General features: G+C 74.9%; 12 protein-coding genes. 4 read left to right on the top strand and 8 right to left on the bottom strand.

What is annotated here, in order from left to right:
* The first annotated feature begins 44 nt into the window (after nt 1-44).
* Nucleotides 45-350: an antibiotic biosynthesis monooxygenase family protein gene (locus tag AB0J86_RS34295; protein ID WP_363861858.1), complete on the top strand. Its 306-nt coding sequence runs from the start codon at nt 45-47 to the stop codon at nt 348-350.
* A gap of 215 nt (nt 351-565) precedes the next feature.
* Here AB0J86_RS34295 and AB0J86_RS34290 read toward each other — a convergent pair whose 3' ends face one another.
* Entirely contained in the window at nt 566-1639 is a 1074-nt protein-coding gene (locus tag AB0J86_RS34290; protein ID WP_363861857.1) for a hypothetical protein, read from the bottom strand.
* Between the two features lie 98 nt (nt 1640-1737).
* On the opposite strand from AB0J86_RS34290, the gene AB0J86_RS34285 reads away from it, so the two are divergent.
* Together AB0J86_RS34285 and AB0J86_RS34280 are read left to right on the top strand one after the other, a co-directional pair.
* The gene (locus AB0J86_RS34285) at nt 1738-2397 is read left to right on the top strand and encodes a response regulator transcription factor (protein ID WP_363861856.1); all 660 of its coding nucleotides are present in this window, start codon (nt 1738-1740) and stop codon (nt 2395-2397) included.
* Between the two features lies 1 nt (nt 2398).
* Nucleotides 2399-3463 carry a HAMP domain-containing sensor histidine kinase gene (locus AB0J86_RS34280; RefSeq protein ID WP_363861855.1) on the top strand — a complete coding sequence of 355 codons (1065 nt, stop codon included), beginning with the start codon at nt 2399-2401 and terminating at the stop codon, nt 3461-3463.
* Nucleotides 3464-3473: 10 nt separating this feature from the next.
* On the opposite strand, the gene AB0J86_RS34275 is transcribed toward AB0J86_RS34280, so the two are convergent.
* The 6 genes from AB0J86_RS34275 to AB0J86_RS34250 form a co-directional block, all read right to left on the bottom strand.
* A complete protein-coding gene (locus AB0J86_RS34275; protein ID WP_363861854.1) occupies nt 3474-4334 on the bottom strand; it encodes an STM4011 family radical SAM protein in 861 nt (286 codons plus the stop codon).
* On the bottom strand, nt 4331-5731 hold the full coding sequence (locus tag AB0J86_RS34270; protein WP_363861853.1) for an STM4012 family radical SAM protein: 1401 nt from the start codon (nt 5729-5731) through the stop codon (nt 4331-4333). The genes AB0J86_RS34275 and AB0J86_RS34270 overlap by 4 nt, the downstream gene beginning before the upstream one ends.
* On the bottom strand, nt 5728-6567 hold the full coding sequence (locus AB0J86_RS34265) for an STM4013/SEN3800 family hydrolase (RefSeq protein ID WP_363861852.1): 840 nt from the start codon (nt 6565-6567) through the stop codon (nt 5728-5730). Before AB0J86_RS34265 ends, AB0J86_RS34270 begins: the two co-directional genes overlap by 4 nt.
* Nucleotides 6564-7745 (bottom strand): STM4014 family protein, encoded by a 1182-nt coding sequence (locus AB0J86_RS34260; RefSeq protein ID WP_363861851.1) that lies wholly within the window; start codon nt 7743-7745, stop codon nt 6564-6566. The genes AB0J86_RS34265 and AB0J86_RS34260 overlap by 4 nt, the downstream gene beginning before the upstream one ends.
* 10 nt (nt 7746-7755) lie before the next feature.
* Nucleotides 7756-8679, bottom strand: coding sequence for an STM4015 family protein (locus AB0J86_RS34255; protein ID WP_363861850.1), 924 nt, complete (start codon nt 8677-8679; stop codon nt 7756-7758).
* Between the two features lie 110 nt (nt 8680-8789).
* Nucleotides 8790-9713 carry a GNAT family N-acetyltransferase gene (locus AB0J86_RS34250; RefSeq protein WP_363861849.1) on the bottom strand — a complete coding sequence of 308 codons (924 nt, stop codon included), beginning with the start codon at nt 9711-9713 and terminating at the stop codon, nt 8790-8792.
* A 312-nt stretch (nt 9714-10025) separates the two neighbouring features.
* Here AB0J86_RS34250 and AB0J86_RS34245 point away from each other — a divergent pair, with 312 nt between their 5' ends.
* Nucleotides 10026-13145, top strand: coding sequence for a BTAD domain-containing putative transcriptional regulator (locus AB0J86_RS34245; RefSeq protein ID WP_363861848.1), 3120 nt, complete (start codon nt 10026-10028; stop codon nt 13143-13145).
* On the opposite strand, the gene uvrB is transcribed toward AB0J86_RS34245, so the two are convergent.
* Nucleotides 13138-15243 (bottom strand): excinuclease ABC subunit UvrB, encoded by a 2106-nt coding sequence (gene uvrB, locus AB0J86_RS34240; RefSeq protein ID WP_363861847.1) that lies wholly within the window; start codon nt 15241-15243, stop codon nt 13138-13140. The two genes, AB0J86_RS34245 and uvrB, sit on opposite strands and share 8 nt — an antisense overlap.
* Between the last annotated feature and the right edge of the window lie 117 nt (nt 15244-15360).

Here is a 15360-nt window from a genome sequence, read left to right as displayed (position 1 = left end):
ACCCCGCCCGGAGTGCGCCCCGTCGCCGATGGCAGGCTGCCGGCATGGTGCTTGAGGTTGCGTTGATCGACGTCGTGCCCGGCCAGGAGGAGGCGTTCACCGCCGCCTACCGGGAGGCCGTCCGGACCCTCGGCGAGACGCCCGGCTGCCGCTCGGTGCGGATGACCCGCGGCATCGAGTCGCCGTCCCGGTTCGTGCTGCTGGTGGAGTGGGACTCGGTCGCCGCGCACGAGGAGAACTTCCGGGCCACCGAGCGCTTCACCACCTGGCGCTCGCTGATCGGACCGCACTTCGCGGCCCCGCCCGTGGTCGAGCACTTCGAGGACGTGCCGGCCACGGCGGGCGGCTGAGAAGTTCATGCCCCACGGCCGCTGAAATCCAGTCGGGTTTTGTCGTACCCCCGGGTTAGCCTGCCGGTGGTCCGCCACGACCACGGGTGACCGGTGCGTGACGCACCGGGCCCGACCCCGGTCGGTGCCTCGCACCGGCCGGGGCTGGCCGTCCGGACCCGGCGGGTTCGGGGCCGCCGGGCTCGGACGGCCGCGGCGGCCCCAGCCGCGGCCGGTCAGCAGTCCGACGGACCCGGCGTCGGCCAGACGACCGACTGTTCCCGCCGGTACCGCTGCTCCAGGTCGACGGGGTCGCCGACGATCGCGTTGCGTCGCTGGAGTTCCGCCCAGTACCCGGGATCCAGGTAGATGGCCGGGTTCCACAGCGACGCCGTCTGCTCGCCGACCTGCCCGAGGTAGAGCAGGGCGTCGGCCAGCCCGCCGAGCGGCACCCCGCACCTGCCGGGCAGGTACTGGAACTCGGCGCTGTCGGCGGACTCCAGCCAGCTGCCGGCGACCGGCAGGATCGCGGGCCGCCGGCTCGACGCCAGACGCGGATGGCCGCCCGCCAGGACGACGTAAGCGCGCTGGCCGGTCTCCGCTTCGAGGTGCGCGATGCCGCCACCGCCCTGCGCCCCGGGCGGGGCGTGCTTCACGTGGTTGCTGCCGTAGCAGACCAGCGCCCGGCGCCCCCGGTCGAGCACCTCCCGCCGGAGCACCGCGACCAGGTGGCCGTCCCGGTCCTCGAAGGGGGCCAGGTCGTCCGGCGTGCGCACCCGGGACCAGTCCACCGGCGGATCGCCGAGCAGGACGCGCATCCGCCGGCCCGGCGGCAGCGACCAGTTGACCGCCCGCACCGTCCGGAAGAACTGCTCGTACATGGGCGCGTCCCAGGTGGAGACCGGTGACTGGGTGGTGTCGCGCCAGACCGTGCGCAGGTCGCGGTCCTCGACCGGGGAACCCGCCACGAACCGGTCCACGAGGGGCTGGTGCAGCGCGTTGCCGAACTCGACGACGATGTCGTCGACCACCATCGGCAGCCGCGGGTCGGTCAGCAGCGCCACCAGCGCGTCGTGGTGCGCCTGCTGACCGTGGATCTCGCCGATGGCCACGATGCGGTGCCGCGCGAACGCCGCGAGGACCGGGTCGGCGAGCGGGCGGGCGTTCGGGGCACCGTCGCCCCCGCGCCGCGCGCCCCGCGCGGCGCCGGGCACCGCGGCGCCCGCGGCCGTGGCGGCGGCGCCCGCTCCGGTGATGGCCATCAGGGTACGGCGGGAGAGCCGCCGGTTCGTTGCCGGGAAGTCCGTCATGGGTCGAGGTTCTACCCGCCGGCCGGTGCCAGCGCGGTGTCGACGGGCGGCACCCGGTTGACACCTGGCCGGCACCGGCGGCCTGGCATCGTGGGGCCATGCGCGTGCTGGTCGTTGAAGACTTCGAGATCCTCGCCCGCACCATCGGCACCGGGCTGCGCCGCGAGGGCATGGCCGTCGACGTCGCCGGGGACGGGCACGGGGCGCTCGACCGCCTGGCGGTCAACCGGTACGACGTCGTGGTGCTGGACCGCGATCTGCCCGGCGTACCCGGCGACGAGGTGTGCCGGCGGATCGTGGCGGAGCACTCCGGCAGCCGGGTGCTGCTGCTGACCGCCGCCGGTACGGTGCGGGACCGGGTCGACGGCCTCGGCCTGGGCGCCGACGACTACCTGCCCAAGCCGTTCGAGTTCGTCGAGCTGGTGGCCAGGATCCGGGCGCTGGCCCGCCGGCCCGCCACCAGCCTGCCGCCGGTCCTCTCCGCCGCGGACGTCACCCTGGACCCCGCCCGCCGGGTGGCGTCCCGGGCCGGACGCCGGCTGGAGCTGAGCCCGAAGGAGTTCGCGGTGCTGGAGTGCCTGCTGGCCGCGCAGGGGCGGCCGGTCTCGGCCGAGGAGCTGCTGGAACGGGTCTGGGACGAGGCGGCCGACCCGTTCACCACGGCGGTGAAGACGACCGTGCGGCGGCTGCGGACCAAGCTGGGCGACCCTCCGGTGGTGCACACCGTCCGCGAGGCCGGGTACCGGGTCGGCGCCTGAGATGCGCCGCCGGTCGCTGCGTACCCAGCTGACCCTGCTGTACGTGGTCCCGTTCCTGCTCTCCGGGGCCGCGCTGGTGGCCATCCCGCTCTCCCAGACCCGGCTCTCCGTGTCGGCGGGCGCCGGCGGCGGTGGTGGCCCGAGCGCCCTCGCCCCCGGGCCCGGCCTGGAACCGCTGCTGCGGGCCGCCACGGTCGGCCTGGCCGCGACGCTGGTGGTCGCGGTGGTGGTCGGCTGGCTGGTCGCCGGCCGGTTCCTGCGACCGCTGCGGACGATCACCGCGACCGCCCGGGACATCTCCGCCACCAACCTGCACCGGCGGCTGGGGCGTACCGGCCGCCGGGACGAGTTCGCGGTGCTCGCCGAGACCCTCGACGACCTGTTCGGACGGCTAAAGGCGGCGTTCGAGTCGCAGCGGCGCTTCGTCGCCAACGCCTCGCACGAGCTGCGCACCCCGCTCACCGCCGAGCGGACCCTGCTCCAGGTGGCGCTGGCGGATCCGGAGGCCGACGCGGACTCCCTGCGGGCCGCCTGCCGGGAGGTCCTGGCGCTGAACCGGGCGCAGGCGCGTCTCGTCGACGCCCTGCTCACCCTGGCCGGCGGCGAGCGCGGCGTCGAGCGGCGGGAACCGCTCGACCTGGCCGGGGTCGCCGCCGCCGTCGTACGGGCCCGTGAGCCGGAGGCCCGGCGCCGGGGCGTACGCGTGTGGACCGCGCTCGACCCGGCCCCGACCGCGGGCGACCCCAGCCTCGTGGCGAGCCTGGTGGCGAACCTCGTGGAGAACGCGCTGCGGCACAACGCGCCGGACGGCCGCGTCGAGGTCGCCACCTCGACCGTCGGAGGGCGGGCCAGGCTCGCGGTACGCAACACCGGGCCGGTGATCCCGCCCGAGCGGGTCGACCGGCTCCTCCAGCCCTTCGAGCGCCTCGTCGACCAGCGCGCGCACGCCGACGGGCACGGCCTCGGGCTGGCCATCGTCCGCGCGATCGCGCACGCCCACGGGGCGGCGCTGCGCCCCCGCGCCCGGCCCGAGGGCGGCCTGGAGATCGAAGTGGACTTCCCCTGACCGCCCGCGCTCAACCGACCGGGACCGGTCGGGCGGGGACCCGTTCCAGCACGCCGCCCGCGAAGATCTGGTAGAGCGGCAGGGTCTTGAGGTGCACGTACCCGATGTGGCAGTCGCAGGCGGCGTTCGGGCAGGCCCGGGGCCGCAGTGCCGCCCGGTACGAGCCGTCGTAGAGGTTGCCCAGCGGGGTCTGGACGAAGTGGCAGCGGCGCACGGCCCCGTCGCCCCGTACCGACAGGACCGTCTCCCCGGCGCGGCACTCGTGCCCGGCGGAGGCGTGCGGCCGGACGCTGTAGCCGAAGTGCGGATCCAGCCCCGTCCAGGCGGCCTCCTCGGCCGCGTCGTAGCGGTGCCCCTCGGCGGCGTTCACCCAGAGGTAGACCCCGTCGGGCAGCTCCGCGCGCAGGGCGCGGGCCTCGGCCAGGTGCTCCGGCAGCCCGACCACCCCGACGGAGAAGCGCACGCCCAGCTCGCGCAGCCGCTCGCAGCGGCGCAGGAAGTCGGCGCGGCGCACCTGACCCGGGTGGTACGTCGCCCAGAGCGCCACGCGGCGCCGGTCGGCGTCGGCCAGCCAGTCGACCCGGCAGGCGAGGTTGGTCTGGATCGCCACCCGCTCCACGTGGGGCAGCCGGGAGAGCCGCACCAGGGCGTCGCGGTACCAGGCGCGGGTCAGCCCCTCGCCCCACGGGGTGAACAGCACCGAGAGCCGGTCGGAGTCCGGATTCCGGTGCGCCCAGTCGACGAAGCGGGCCAGCGCCTCCCGGTCCGCGCGCAACTGCTCCGGGCTGTCCCGGCGCTTCGCGAACGGGCAGTACGGGCAGTCGTAGTTGCAGCTGGCCAGCGGTCCGCGGTACAGGATCGAGAGGTTCACCGGACGGCGTACTCCGTCATCGCCGCCCGTACCTGGCCGGAGACGAGCCACGGTCCGATCGCGTCCGAGCGCTCCAGCCCGGCCGGGGTGAGCGCGATCCGGCCGGGGCGGGTGTCGAGCCAGCCCCGCGCGCCGAGCACGTCGAGCGCCGGGAAGTCGTCGCGCGCCTCCGTACCGAACCGGGCGCGGTACGCCCCCGGGTCCAGTCCGTCGGTGCGCAGCAGCGACTTGACCAGCCAGCGCCGGCGCTGCTCGACCCGGTCGAGCCGGAACCCGACCTCGGCGTGGTCGAAGTCGGCGGCCGGGCGGGTCAGGTAGTCGTCGATGATGGCGCGCACCTGCCGGACCCCGACCGCGTAGTCGAAGGAGTAGTGCAGGTCGGTGGTGTACGAGCGGGCGCCGCAGCCGAGCCCCACCATGCCGTCGTCCTGGCAGCAGTAGTCGGGGTCGCCCGTCTCGGGCAGGTCGACCCGGCGGAAGTGCCGCATGGAGAGCTGCCGGTAGCCGGCCCGCAGCAGGACCTCCCGGCCCTGCCGGTACAGGGCCAACCGCTGGCCGTCCCAGCCGGGATCGCCCGCCGCCGGCGCGGGTGCCACCGCCGCCGGCGGCGGCGCGGTCGGCCCCGCCGCCGGACGCTGCCGGGGCACGGCGGCGCGGCGGGCCAGGCCGGTCAGCGGGCGGACGTAGAGCGGGTACAGGAACAGCTCCTCGGGCCGCCAGCGCAGCGCGGCGCCGAGGGAGCGGTGCCAGCTGTCCGGGGTCTGCCCGGGGATCCCGTAGATCAGGTCGATGTTGAGCACCGGGATGCGCTGGTCGCGGATGTTCTCCAGGGCCCGCTCCACCTCGGCCCGGCGCTGCGGCCGGCCCACCAGGCGCGCCTCGGCGTCCAGGAAGCTCTGCACCCCGATGCTGACCCGGGTGGTGCCCCGCTCGGCCAGCACGGCGATCCGGTCCCGGGTGGCGGTGGCCGGCGACGTCTCCACCGCGGTCGGTACCCGCCCGGGTTCCGCGCCGAGCACCTCGATCAGGTCGAACATCGCGGTCAGCTCGGCCGGGCTCAGGTACGTCGGGGTACCGCCGCCGACCGCGACGCGGGCGAAGCGCGCCGCCGGCCCGGGGACCGAGTCCAGCGCGGACCGGACCCGCCCCGCCTGCCGACGCAGCTGCGCGAGGTACGCGCTCACCTGCTCGGCGGGCGGGTTGGCCCGGGTGAAGAGGTTGCAGAAGCCGCAGCGCATCTCGCAGAAGGGCAGGTGCAGGTAGAGGTAGAGGGCGTCGCGGCGCTCGGCGGACCAGACCTCGCGCAGGCTGGGGCGGGGGCGCAACGGCCGGTACGCCGTCTTGTGCGGGTACGCGTAGAGGTAGCCCTGGTAGGGCGAGTCGTCCAGCCGGTTCACCGTGCTCCCTCATCCGTCCAGTCCCCCGGCTTGCCCCAGTCCCCCGGCTCGATCACGAACTGGCCGTACGGCACCGTCCAGACCACCTCGTGGCCGAGCCGGTGCCCGGTGTGGCCCTCCTCGCCGTACGCGGTGCCGTGGTCGGCGCAGAGCACCACCAGGCAGGGCCGGTCGCGGGAGGTGGCCAGCGCGAAGAGCCGCCCGATGTGCCGGTCGACGTAGCGCAGCGCGGCCGCGTGGCTGTCCCGGCTGTCCCGCTCCGCGCCCGGCAGGTAGTGCCGGTTGGGCTGGTGGATCGCGGCCACGTTGACGAAGAGGAAGAGCGGCCGCTCCGGCGGTACCGCCGGCACGACGGTGGCGATCCGGTCCAGCTGCGCCTCGAAGCAGTTCGGCGCGGTGACCCCGAACTCCGGCTCCCAGTGCGCCTCGGCGAAGAGGCCGGGCAGCACCGCGCCGAGCGGCGAGCCCGGGTTGAAGAAGCCGACGCCGCCGGCGCAGACGGTGTGGTACCCGGCGGCGGCCAGCGCGGTGACCACGTCCGGCGCGTCGAAGACCCAGGTCCGCTCGCCGGTGCTGGCACTGCCCGGGAAGGCCGCCGCGAAGAGCCGGGGGTGCGGGCCCGGGGCGACCGGCGTGGGCAGGAACCCCGCGAAGAACGCCTGGTGGGCGGCGTAGGTGAAGCTCGCCGGGCTGTGCCGCTCCTCCCAGTTGCCGCCGGGCAGCGCGCGGGCCAGGTTCGGGGTCCCGCCCGCCGCGGCCAGCTCCGCCGCCACGTCGTACCGCAGCGTGTCCAGAGTGACCATGAGCAGGTCGTGGGTACCGACGAGATCCTTCATGCCACCCGCTCCACCCGCGCGCTCCGCTCCGCCGGCTCCGCCCGCTCGGCTGCCGCCGCTGGCCGGCGCGCCGGCCAGCCGTCCCGCACCGCCGCCAGCTCGGCGGCGTAGCTGTCCCGGCCCCGCTCGTCGAGCAGGCCGGGTAGCAGGTCGCCGAACGCGTTCACCTCGGCCACCGCGTGCCGCCGCCACCCCGTACCGACCATCAGGTCGACCCCGGCGTGCAGGCTGTTCGGGAAGCCATCGGCGGCCCGGACGCAGGTCGCCAGGGCCTGGGCGTACGCCTCGGCGCCCATCACCGCGCGCAGGGCGGCCAGGTCGCCGCGCACGTTGCCCAGGTGCAGGTTGGTCAGCGGGGTGCGGCTGGCCCGGACCACCACGTGCGTGACGGTCCCCGCCACCACCAGCACCCGTAGGTCGATCACCCGCCCGGCGAGGCCGGCCTTGGGGAACCAGCGCTCGACGTGCAGCCCGTCCGGGGCGAGCCGGTCCACGATGGCGGCGATCTCCCGCTCGTCCCGGACGGCCCGTACCCGCAGCGAGTTGAAGAGCCGGCCGTCGGAGGCGCGCTCGACCGAGGTGGTGGCGAGCACCCGCCCCGCCGCCGCGCGCAGCGCGAGGATGCCCGAGGCGGACGAGCCGTGCGCGGGCTTGACGAAGACGCGGTGCCAGCCGGCGGCGCCCATCAGCTCGCGCAGCTCCCCGTAGTCGCGCGGCGCCGGGAGCAGGGCCGGCGGCACCGGGACGCCCGCCCGGCCCAGCCGGGCGTGGCAGGCGCGCTTGTCGAACATCACGAGGATCTCGTACGGGTCGTTGAGCAGCGTCGCGCCCGCGTCCCGTACGGCGTCACCGAGCCGCAGCAGTGCCGCCCCGAAGCCGTCGTACCAGGCGGCCAGCCCGACGATCTCGCCGTGCTCGGCCGGCGCCTCGGCCCCGCGCAGCAGGCGGTCGACCTCGGCGTCCTCGCCCGGCGAGTCGACGCGCACCAGCGCCCCGGCGGGCAGCGTCACGGCACCCGCGGCCAGTGCCCGCCAGGGCAGCACCTCGACCGGGGCGGGCCAGTCCCGGGCGGCGGCGCGGAAGAGTTCCACCCGGCGGTTCTCGGGGTTGCCGACCACCACCAGCCGCGGCACCCGGCTGGGGTGCACGGCCGCCTCCCGGGCCGGCGTCCTGGTCATCCCCGGCGGCTCACTCGGCCACGGCCACGTACCGGCCGCCGAAGTCGGTGGCCTCGCACCGTTCGGAGAGGTCGATCGTGACCCCGTTCAGCTCCCTCGCGAACCGCTCGGCGAGCTCCGTGCCGACGTAGTGGTGGTGCAGGTCGAGCCGGCGCAGGTGGGTCAGGGGCTGCCCGTCCAGCAGCGCCGCCGCGCCGGCGTCGGAGAGCGCGCCGAGGGAGAGGTCGAGCGTGTCGAGGCGGGCCACCACGGGCGCCTCGGCGAGCGCGGCGGCCACCTCGTCGGCGATCTGCGCGTCGCGCAGGCCGAGTTCGCGCAGCGCCGGCAGCCGGGTGCCGGAGAGGATCGGCGCCAGGTCCTCCACCACCGTGTCGCCGCCGTAGTCCGGGGTGCCGAGCCAGAGTTCGAGGTGTTCCAGGGCGGGCAGGTCGCACTCGCCGACGGCGCGCGCGACGGCGCCGGGCAGGCCGCCGGACTCGAAGGCCAGCTCGCGCAGCGCGGTGTGCCGGACGGGCTCCAGCAGCAGCCCCTCGGAGCCGCGGACCCGGAGCACCTCCAGCCGGGGGTACGCGTCCAGCAGCGGCGTCACGTCGCCCTGCCGGATCCAGGAGATCTCGCACTCCTCGAACGTCATCTCGCCGAGGAAGAGCGCCGTGAGCCCGGTCAGCGACGGCGCGAGGTCGGCGAGCAGCTCGACCGGCGCGGGGGTCTCGTACGCCTGGCCCCACTGGCCCACGATCAGCGCGGTGACCGCCCCGGGGTCCACGGCGGCGAGGAACTCGCCGACCAGCGCGGAGAACTCGTCGGGGGTGGTGTCGTACTCCGCCGAGAGCCGCCAGGCGACGGCGCCGGGATCCGGCGGCACCGGTACGTCCGCACCGAACTCGACGACCGGAAGGCCGGCGAAAACGGTGACGTGTTCGTTGACCGTCATGGACGCTCCGAAATACCCGAAACCAAGTGCGCGAATTACGAGTGCGCGAACGATAACAAGCCGTCACGGCTCTGTCTCGCCGACGGTCCGGGGTTCGCGCCGCGGATTGGTCAGGCGGGCGCTCCGCCCGAGGTCGGCGCGCCGGGCGCCGGCTCGAAGCGCGCCCGACGGCCGATGGTGCGGAAACCGAGCCGCTGGTACAGCGCGCCGGCTGAATTGTCCACATTGACGGTGAGTAGTGCATATTGCCGGCTCTCGTGGCGCATCCGGCGCAGGGCCTCGGCCACCAACGCCGCGCCGAGCCGCCGACCCCGGTGCTCGGGGCGTACCCCCACCTGGACGATCCACCCCTCGGCGCAGGTCACGAAGCCGACGTCCCCGGCGGAGGCATCGGTGGCCAGCAGCGACCACCCGGGCCGGAACTCCTCGTCGTCGGCGGTCCAGTCGATCCACCGCCGCGCCGACCAGCCCGGGAAGCCGGGCCGGTGCCGGAACGCCGCCTGGTACACCTCGAAGAAGCGCTCGGCCCGCTCCGGCGACCACGACGCCAGGCTCACCCCGTCCGGCAGCCCGATCGCGGGCGGCTCGGCGCGCAGGTCGAAGCGCTGCACGTCCTCGGCGAAGGTCTGCCGCAGACCGCGGGCGGCGAACAGCGCACGGGCCGCCTCGGTGAGCGACTCGGACTCCACCACCACCCGCTCGGCGATGCCGGCCGCGGCGGCCAGACCCCAGTCGACCAGCTCCGCCCCGACGCCGCGGCCCCGGTACGCCGGGTCGACCAGCCCGAGGAACGCCGCGCCGGGCGTACCGTCGGCGTTCTCGCGCCCACGGACGGCGCCCGCGGCCACCAGCCGGCCGGCCGGGTCGGCGGCGCCCCGGGCGCGCACCCCGTCGCCGGTGAACCGACCGGCGAGGAACCCCTCGGTCGCGGCCAGCGGCAGTCCACCGTCGGCGGCGAGGCAGCGGCCGGCCAGCGCGGCCGTCCCGGCGAGGTCGTCCGCGGTCAACGCCCGCCAGGTCAGCTCGGTCGGCACGACGGGAAGCCTAGGCCGGCGGCCCCGGCCCGGCCAGCGAATTACCCGGCCCACCGGCGCCCAGGCGTACCCGGCGGGGGCGGGCCCCGGAGGGAACGGTTCCGCCGGCCGTCCCCTCCGCCCCCGTACGGGTTCCGCAGCGGCTTCGCCAGCCGAGTCCCCGGGGGATTGTGTCCACCGACGCGTATAGGCTCCGTATAAGCGTGCGACGGCCGGTCGATGTGGACCGATGCGAGTCGGTGCGATGCGAGTCGCTGCGGTGTGGGCCGGCGCGCGGTGACACACAGGACCGGCGACGAGAGAAGGGACGCGATGGTCTTCCGCGTCCTCGGGCCGGTGGCGGCGCCGGGTGCCGACGCGGCCCGGCTCGGTTCCCGCAAGCAGCGCCTGACGCTCGCCGTACTGCTGTGTCACGCGGGCGAGGTGGTCTCCGCCGACCGGCTCGTGCAGGCGCTCTGGGACGACGACCCGCCCCGCACCGCGTACGACAACCTGCGGCTCTACGTCTACAAACTGCGCCAGGTGGTCGGCCGGGACACGATCCGCCGCTTCCCGGCCGGGTACCTGCTCGATCTGCCGCACGGCGAACTGGACCTGCACCGCTTCGACGACCTGGTGCACTCCGGCGACCAGGCGGTCCGGCGGGGCGCCACCGGTACGGCGGCACGGCGCTACGGCGAGGCCCTGGCCCTGTGGCGCGGCCCGGCGTACGGCGACCTCGCGGAGCACCCGGCACTGCGGGACGAGGCCAACCGACTGTACGAGAGCCGGCTCACGGTGCTCGGCAAGCGCATCGACGCCGACCTCGCCCTCGGCCGGCACGCCGAGATCGTCGCCGAGCTCACCACCCTGGCCGCCCGGCACCCGCTGCGCGAACGGCTCCAGGGCCAGCTGATGCTGGCGCTGTACCGCGCCCAGCGGCAGGCCGACGCGCTCGCCGTCTTCGCGCGCGCCCGGGAGGTGCTGGCCGATGAGCTGGGCGTCGACCCGGGCCCCGCCCTGACCGCGCTGCACGAGCGGATCCTGCGGGCCGATCCCGCGCTGGCCGAGCCCGGCCACCCCCTGGCCGACGGGCCCCCCGCGGGCGCGGCGGCCGGTACCGACCGGGCTGGCGGCACCGGCCACCGGCCCGGCGCTGCCGGTCGCGGGTCCGACGGGTCCGGCGGCGCGGGTCGGTCCGGCGGACCCGGCGCCGCCGGTCGCGGATCCGACGGGTCCGGCGGCGCGGGTCGGTCCGGCGCCGAGCGGACCGGTGGCAACGGCGACCGGGGCGGGGCGGAGTCGTCGAACACGCTGCCCCGCGACGTGCCCGACTTCACCGGCCGGCAGGAGGAGTTGGACCGGCTGCTCGCCGTGCTGGACACCGGCCGGGGCGAGGCCGGTGCCGCCGTGGTGATCTCCGCGATCGACGGCATGGCCGGGATCGGCAAGACCGCCCTCGCGGTCCGGGCCGCGCACCGGCTGGCCGGCGACTACCCCGACGCGCAGCTCTTCGTCGACCTGCACGCGCACACCGCCGACCAGCAGCCCCGCGATCCGGCCGCCGCGCTGGACCTGCTGCTGCGCTCGCTCGGCGTACCGGCCGAGCAGATCCCCGACGGGGTGGACCAGCGGGCGGCCCGGTGGCGCGCGGAGCTGGCCGGACGGCGCGCGCTGGTGGTGCTGGACAACGCGGCCAGCGCCGGCCAGGTCCGCCCGCTGCTGCCCGGCACGCCCGGCTGCCTGGTACTGGTCACGAGCCGGAACCGGCTGGTCGACCTGGAGGCGGCGCAGACCCTGGCGCTGGACGTACTGCCCCCGGCCGAGGCCGCCGCGCTCTTCGCCCGGATCGTCGGCGAGCAGCGCAGCCGCGCCGAGCCGGCGGCGGTCGACGAGGCGGTCGCGCTCTGCGGACGCTTGCCGCTCGCCATCCGGGTGGCCGCCGCCCGGTTGCGGCACCGGCGCGGCTGGAGCGTCGCGCACCTGGTGGAACGGCTGCGCGACACCCGCTACCGGCTGCGGGAGCTGCAGGCCGGGGAGCACGACATCGCCGCGGCCTTCGACCTGTCGTACCGGCAGCTCGACGCGGCGCACCGGCGGCTGTTCCGCCTGCTCGGCCTGCACCCCGGGCCCGGCGTCGACCCGTACGCCGCCGCCGCGCTCGCCGGGACGCCGCCCCGGGAGACCGAACGCCTGCTGGAGGACCTGCTCGACGTCCACCTGTTGCAACAGGACGGTCCGGACCGCTACCACTTCCACGACCTGGTACGCGAGTACGCCAAGCAGCGCGCCGAGGCCGAGGAGCCGCCGGAGCGGCGGCGGGCGGCGATCACCCGGCTCGCCGACCACTACCTCGGCACGGTACGGCAGGCGGTGGCGTACATCTATCCGAACGACGCCGAGGTGGTCCCCGCCCCGGACGGGCGGGACGCCGTACCGCGCACGTTCGACGGCTACGAGCAGGCGCTCGCCTGGTGCGACCGCGAGTGCGCCAACCTGGTCGCGATTGTGCGCGGCGCCGCCGAGCAGGAGCTGCTGGGGCACGCCTGGCAGCTGCCCCGGCTGCTGTGGAGCTACTTCTACCTGCGCAAGCGCTGGGCCGACTGGCTGGACGCGGTCCGGGTGGGGCTCGCGGCGACCCGCGCCCTCGGCGACCGCGCCGGCGAGGGACAGCTCCTGAACAACCTGGGCATCGTGCACGACGGCCTGAGCCAGCACCAGGCGGCGCTGGAGGCGTACCGCCGGGCGCTGGTGCTCTGCCGGGAGGTCGAGGACCGCCGGGGCGAGCGGGCCGCCCTGATCAACCTCGGCGTGACGTACCGCCGGCTCGGCCGCTTCGACGACGCGCTCTCCGGCTACCACCAGGCCCTCGCGATGTGCCGTGCCAATGGCGACCGGCGCGGCGAGGTCGTGGTGCTCATGAACATTGGCAACGTCCACAACGACCTGCGCCGGCACGCCGAGGCCCTGCGGTGCCTACGGGAGGCGCTGGCGATGGGGCGGGAGATCGGTGACCGCAACGCCGAGGGACGGGCGCACACCTCGCTCGGCGAGACCTTCCGCCACCTGGGGGACCACGCCGCCAGCCGGGAGCACCTGGAGCGGGCGGTCGAGACACTGCGCACCGCCGGCGACCGCTGGGGTAGCGCCGAGGCGCTGAACCTGCTCGGTCAGGTCCGCCGGGAGGCCGGCGACCACGGCGGCGTACGGGAGAGCTGGCGCGAGGCGCTCGCGATCTTCTCCGAACTCGGGGACCCGCAGGCCGACGCCGTCCGGGCCCAGCTCGCGGCACTGGACGCGGACGGCACCGAGTCGACGCCGGAGCCCGACGGCACCGAGCCGGCGCGGCAGCCCGACGGCACCGGCCCGGCGCGGCAGCCCGACGACGCCGAACCAGCACCGCGGCCCGACGACGCCACGCCGCCGGGCCGGGTCGCCGACTCGACTACTTGACGCCGGCCGCGTCCATCCCGCGCAGTTCCTTCTTCAGCTCGGCCACCTCGTCGCGGATCCGGGCCGCCAGCTCGAACTGCAGCTCGCGCGCGGCCGCGAGCATCTGGTCGTTGAGCTCCTGGATGAGCTGTGCCAGCTCGGCGCGGGCCATGCCCTCGCGGGCCGGTCCGGCCGCCGCCCGGCCTCGGCTGCGGGTCTCCGGCACGGGGGCCTTGCCCCGGGACATCTGCCGCACCGCGCCGCCCACCCGGGTGGTCTCGGTGTCCTCGGCCTCGCGGTAGATGTCGTCCAGGATGTCGTGGATCTTTTTGCGCAGCGGGGCGGGGCTGATGCCGTTGGCCTCGTTGTGCGCCACCTGCTTGGCCCGCCGGCGGTTGGTCTCGTCGATCGCCTCGGCCATCGACGGGGTCATCTTGTCGGCGTACATGTGCACCTCGCCCGAGACGTTGCGGGCGGCGCGTCCGATGGTCTGGATCAGCGATCGGCCGCTGCGCAGGAAGCCCTCCTTGTCGGCGTCGAGGATGGCGACCAGCGACACCTCCGGCAGGTCGAGCCCCTCGCGGAGCAGGTTGATCCCGACCAGTACGTCGTAGTCGCCCTTGCGCAGCTCCCGCAGCAGCTCGACCCGGCGCAGCGTGTCCACCTCCGAGTGCAGGTAGCGCACCCGGATGCCGTGCTCCAGCAGGTAGTCGGAGAGGTCCTCGGCCATCTTCTTGGTCAGCGTGGTGACCAGTACCCGCTCGTCCCGCTCGGTACGGAGCTTGATCTCGTGCATCAGGTCGTCGATCTGCCCCTTGGTGGGCTTGACCACCACCTCCGGGTCGACCAGCCCGGTCGGGCGGATGACCTGCTCGACGAACTCGCCGCCGGCCTGCTCCAGCTCCCACGGGCCCGGGGTGGCGGAGAGGAAGACCATCTGCCCCACCCGCTCCAGGAACTCGTCGAAGCGCAGCGGCCGGTTGTCGGCGGCGCTCGGCAGCCGGAAGCCGTGCTCGATCAGCATCCGCTTGCGGGAGGCATCGCCCTCGTACATGCCGCCGATCTGCGGGATCGTGACGTGCGACTCGTCGACCACGGTCAGGAAGTCGTCGGGGAAGTAGTCGAGCAGGCAGTGCGGCGGGCTGCCGTAGGAGCGGCCGTCGATGTGCATCGAGTAGTTCTCGATGCCGGAGCAGAACCCGACCTGCCGCATCATCTCGATGTCGTAGGTGGTGCGCATCCGCAGCCGCTGCGCCTCCAGCAGCTTTCCCTGCCGCTCCAGCTCGGCCAACCGCTCGGCCAGCTCCGCCTCGATGTCGCGGATCGCCCGCTCCATCCGCTCCGGTCCGGCCGCGTAGTGGGTCGCCGGAAAGATCATCAGGTGCTCCACCTCGCGGACCACCTCGCCGGTGAGCGGGTGCAGGTAGTAGAGCTTCTCGACCTCGTCGCCGAAGAACTCGATCCGCAGCGCGAGCTCCTCGTAGGCCGGGATGATCTCCAGCGTGTCGCCCCGGACCCGGAAGGTGCCGCGGTTGAAGGCCATGTCGTTGCGGGTGTACTGGATGTCGACCAGACGGCGCAGCAGCTGGTCCCGCTCGACCTCCTGGCCGACCTTGACCCGCACCGCGCGGTCCAGGTACTCCTCCGGGGTACCGAGCCCGTAGATCGCGGAGACCGTGGCCACCACGATCACGTCGCGCCGGGTGAGCAGCGACATCGTCGCCGAGTGCCGCAGCCGCTCGACCTCCTCGTTGATCGAGGAGTCCTTCTCGATGTACGTGTCGGTCTGCGGGATGTACGCCTCGGGCTGGTAGTAGTCGTAGTACGAGACGAAGTACTCCACCGCGTTGTGCGGCAGCAGCTCGCTGAACTCCTTCGCCAGCTGGGCGCAGAGCGTCTTGTTGGGGGCCAGCACCAGCGTCGGTCGTTGCAGCCGCTCCACCAGCCAGGCGGTGGTCGCGCTCTTGCCGGTGCCGGTCGCGCCGAGCAGCACCGAGTGGCGATCGCCCCGGCGGACCCGGCGCTCAAGATCAGCAATCGCGGCCGGCTGGTCGCCGGCGGGCTGAAACTCGCTGACGACCTGGAACTTGCCGTCGAGCCGTGGGATGTCGAGCGCCATGCAATCAACGGTACGCCGAGGGTCCGACACCCACGTTCGACAACTGTGGGTACACGATCGGCTTCGATATAGTCATTGTGTGGGAAAGATCACCGCGATACCGTTCTAGGGTAGGCC

The sequence above is a fragment of the Micromonospora sp. NPDC049559 genome (genome assembly GCF_040676675.1).
GTDB lineage: Bacteria > Actinomycetota > Actinomycetes > Mycobacteriales > Micromonosporaceae > JBFAPK01.
Note: the sequence above shows the minus strand (reverse complement) of the source record. Positions and strands in the feature narration are given on the sequence as shown.

Bases quoted from the DNA above. Each gene is read 5' to 3' on its own strand.
- AB0J86_RS34260 (WP_363861851.1), bottom strand. From the start codon at position 7,745: ATGACCAGGACGCCGGCCCGGGAGGCGGCCGTGCACCCCAGCCGGGTG.
- AB0J86_RS34280 (WP_363861855.1), top strand. From the start codon at position 2,399: ATGCGCCGCCGGTCGCTGCGTACCCAGCTGACCCTGCTGTACGTGGTC.
- AB0J86_RS34285 (WP_363861856.1), top strand. From the start codon at position 1,738: ATGCGCGTGCTGGTCGTTGAAGACTTCGAGATCCTCGCCCGCACCATC.
- AB0J86_RS34255 (WP_363861850.1), bottom strand. From the start codon at position 8,679: ATGACGGTCAACGAACACGTCACCGTTTTCGCCGGCCTTCCGGTCGTC.
- AB0J86_RS34295 (WP_363861858.1), top strand. From the start codon at position 45: ATGGTGCTTGAGGTTGCGTTGATCGACGTCGTGCCCGGCCAGGAGGAG.
- AB0J86_RS34245 (WP_363861848.1), top strand. From the start codon at position 10,026: ATGGTCTTCCGCGTCCTCGGGCCGGTGGCGGCGCCGGGTGCCGACGCG.
- uvrB (WP_363861847.1), bottom strand. From the start codon at position 15,243: ATGGCGCTCGACATCCCACGGCTCGACGGCAAGTTCCAGGTCGTCAGC.
- AB0J86_RS34265 (WP_363861852.1), bottom strand. From the start codon at position 6,567: ATGAAGGATCTCGTCGGTACCCACGACCTGCTCATGGTCACTCTGGAC.
- AB0J86_RS34290 (WP_363861857.1), bottom strand. From the start codon at position 1,639: ATGACGGACTTCCCGGCAACGAACCGGCGGCTCTCCCGCCGTACCCTG.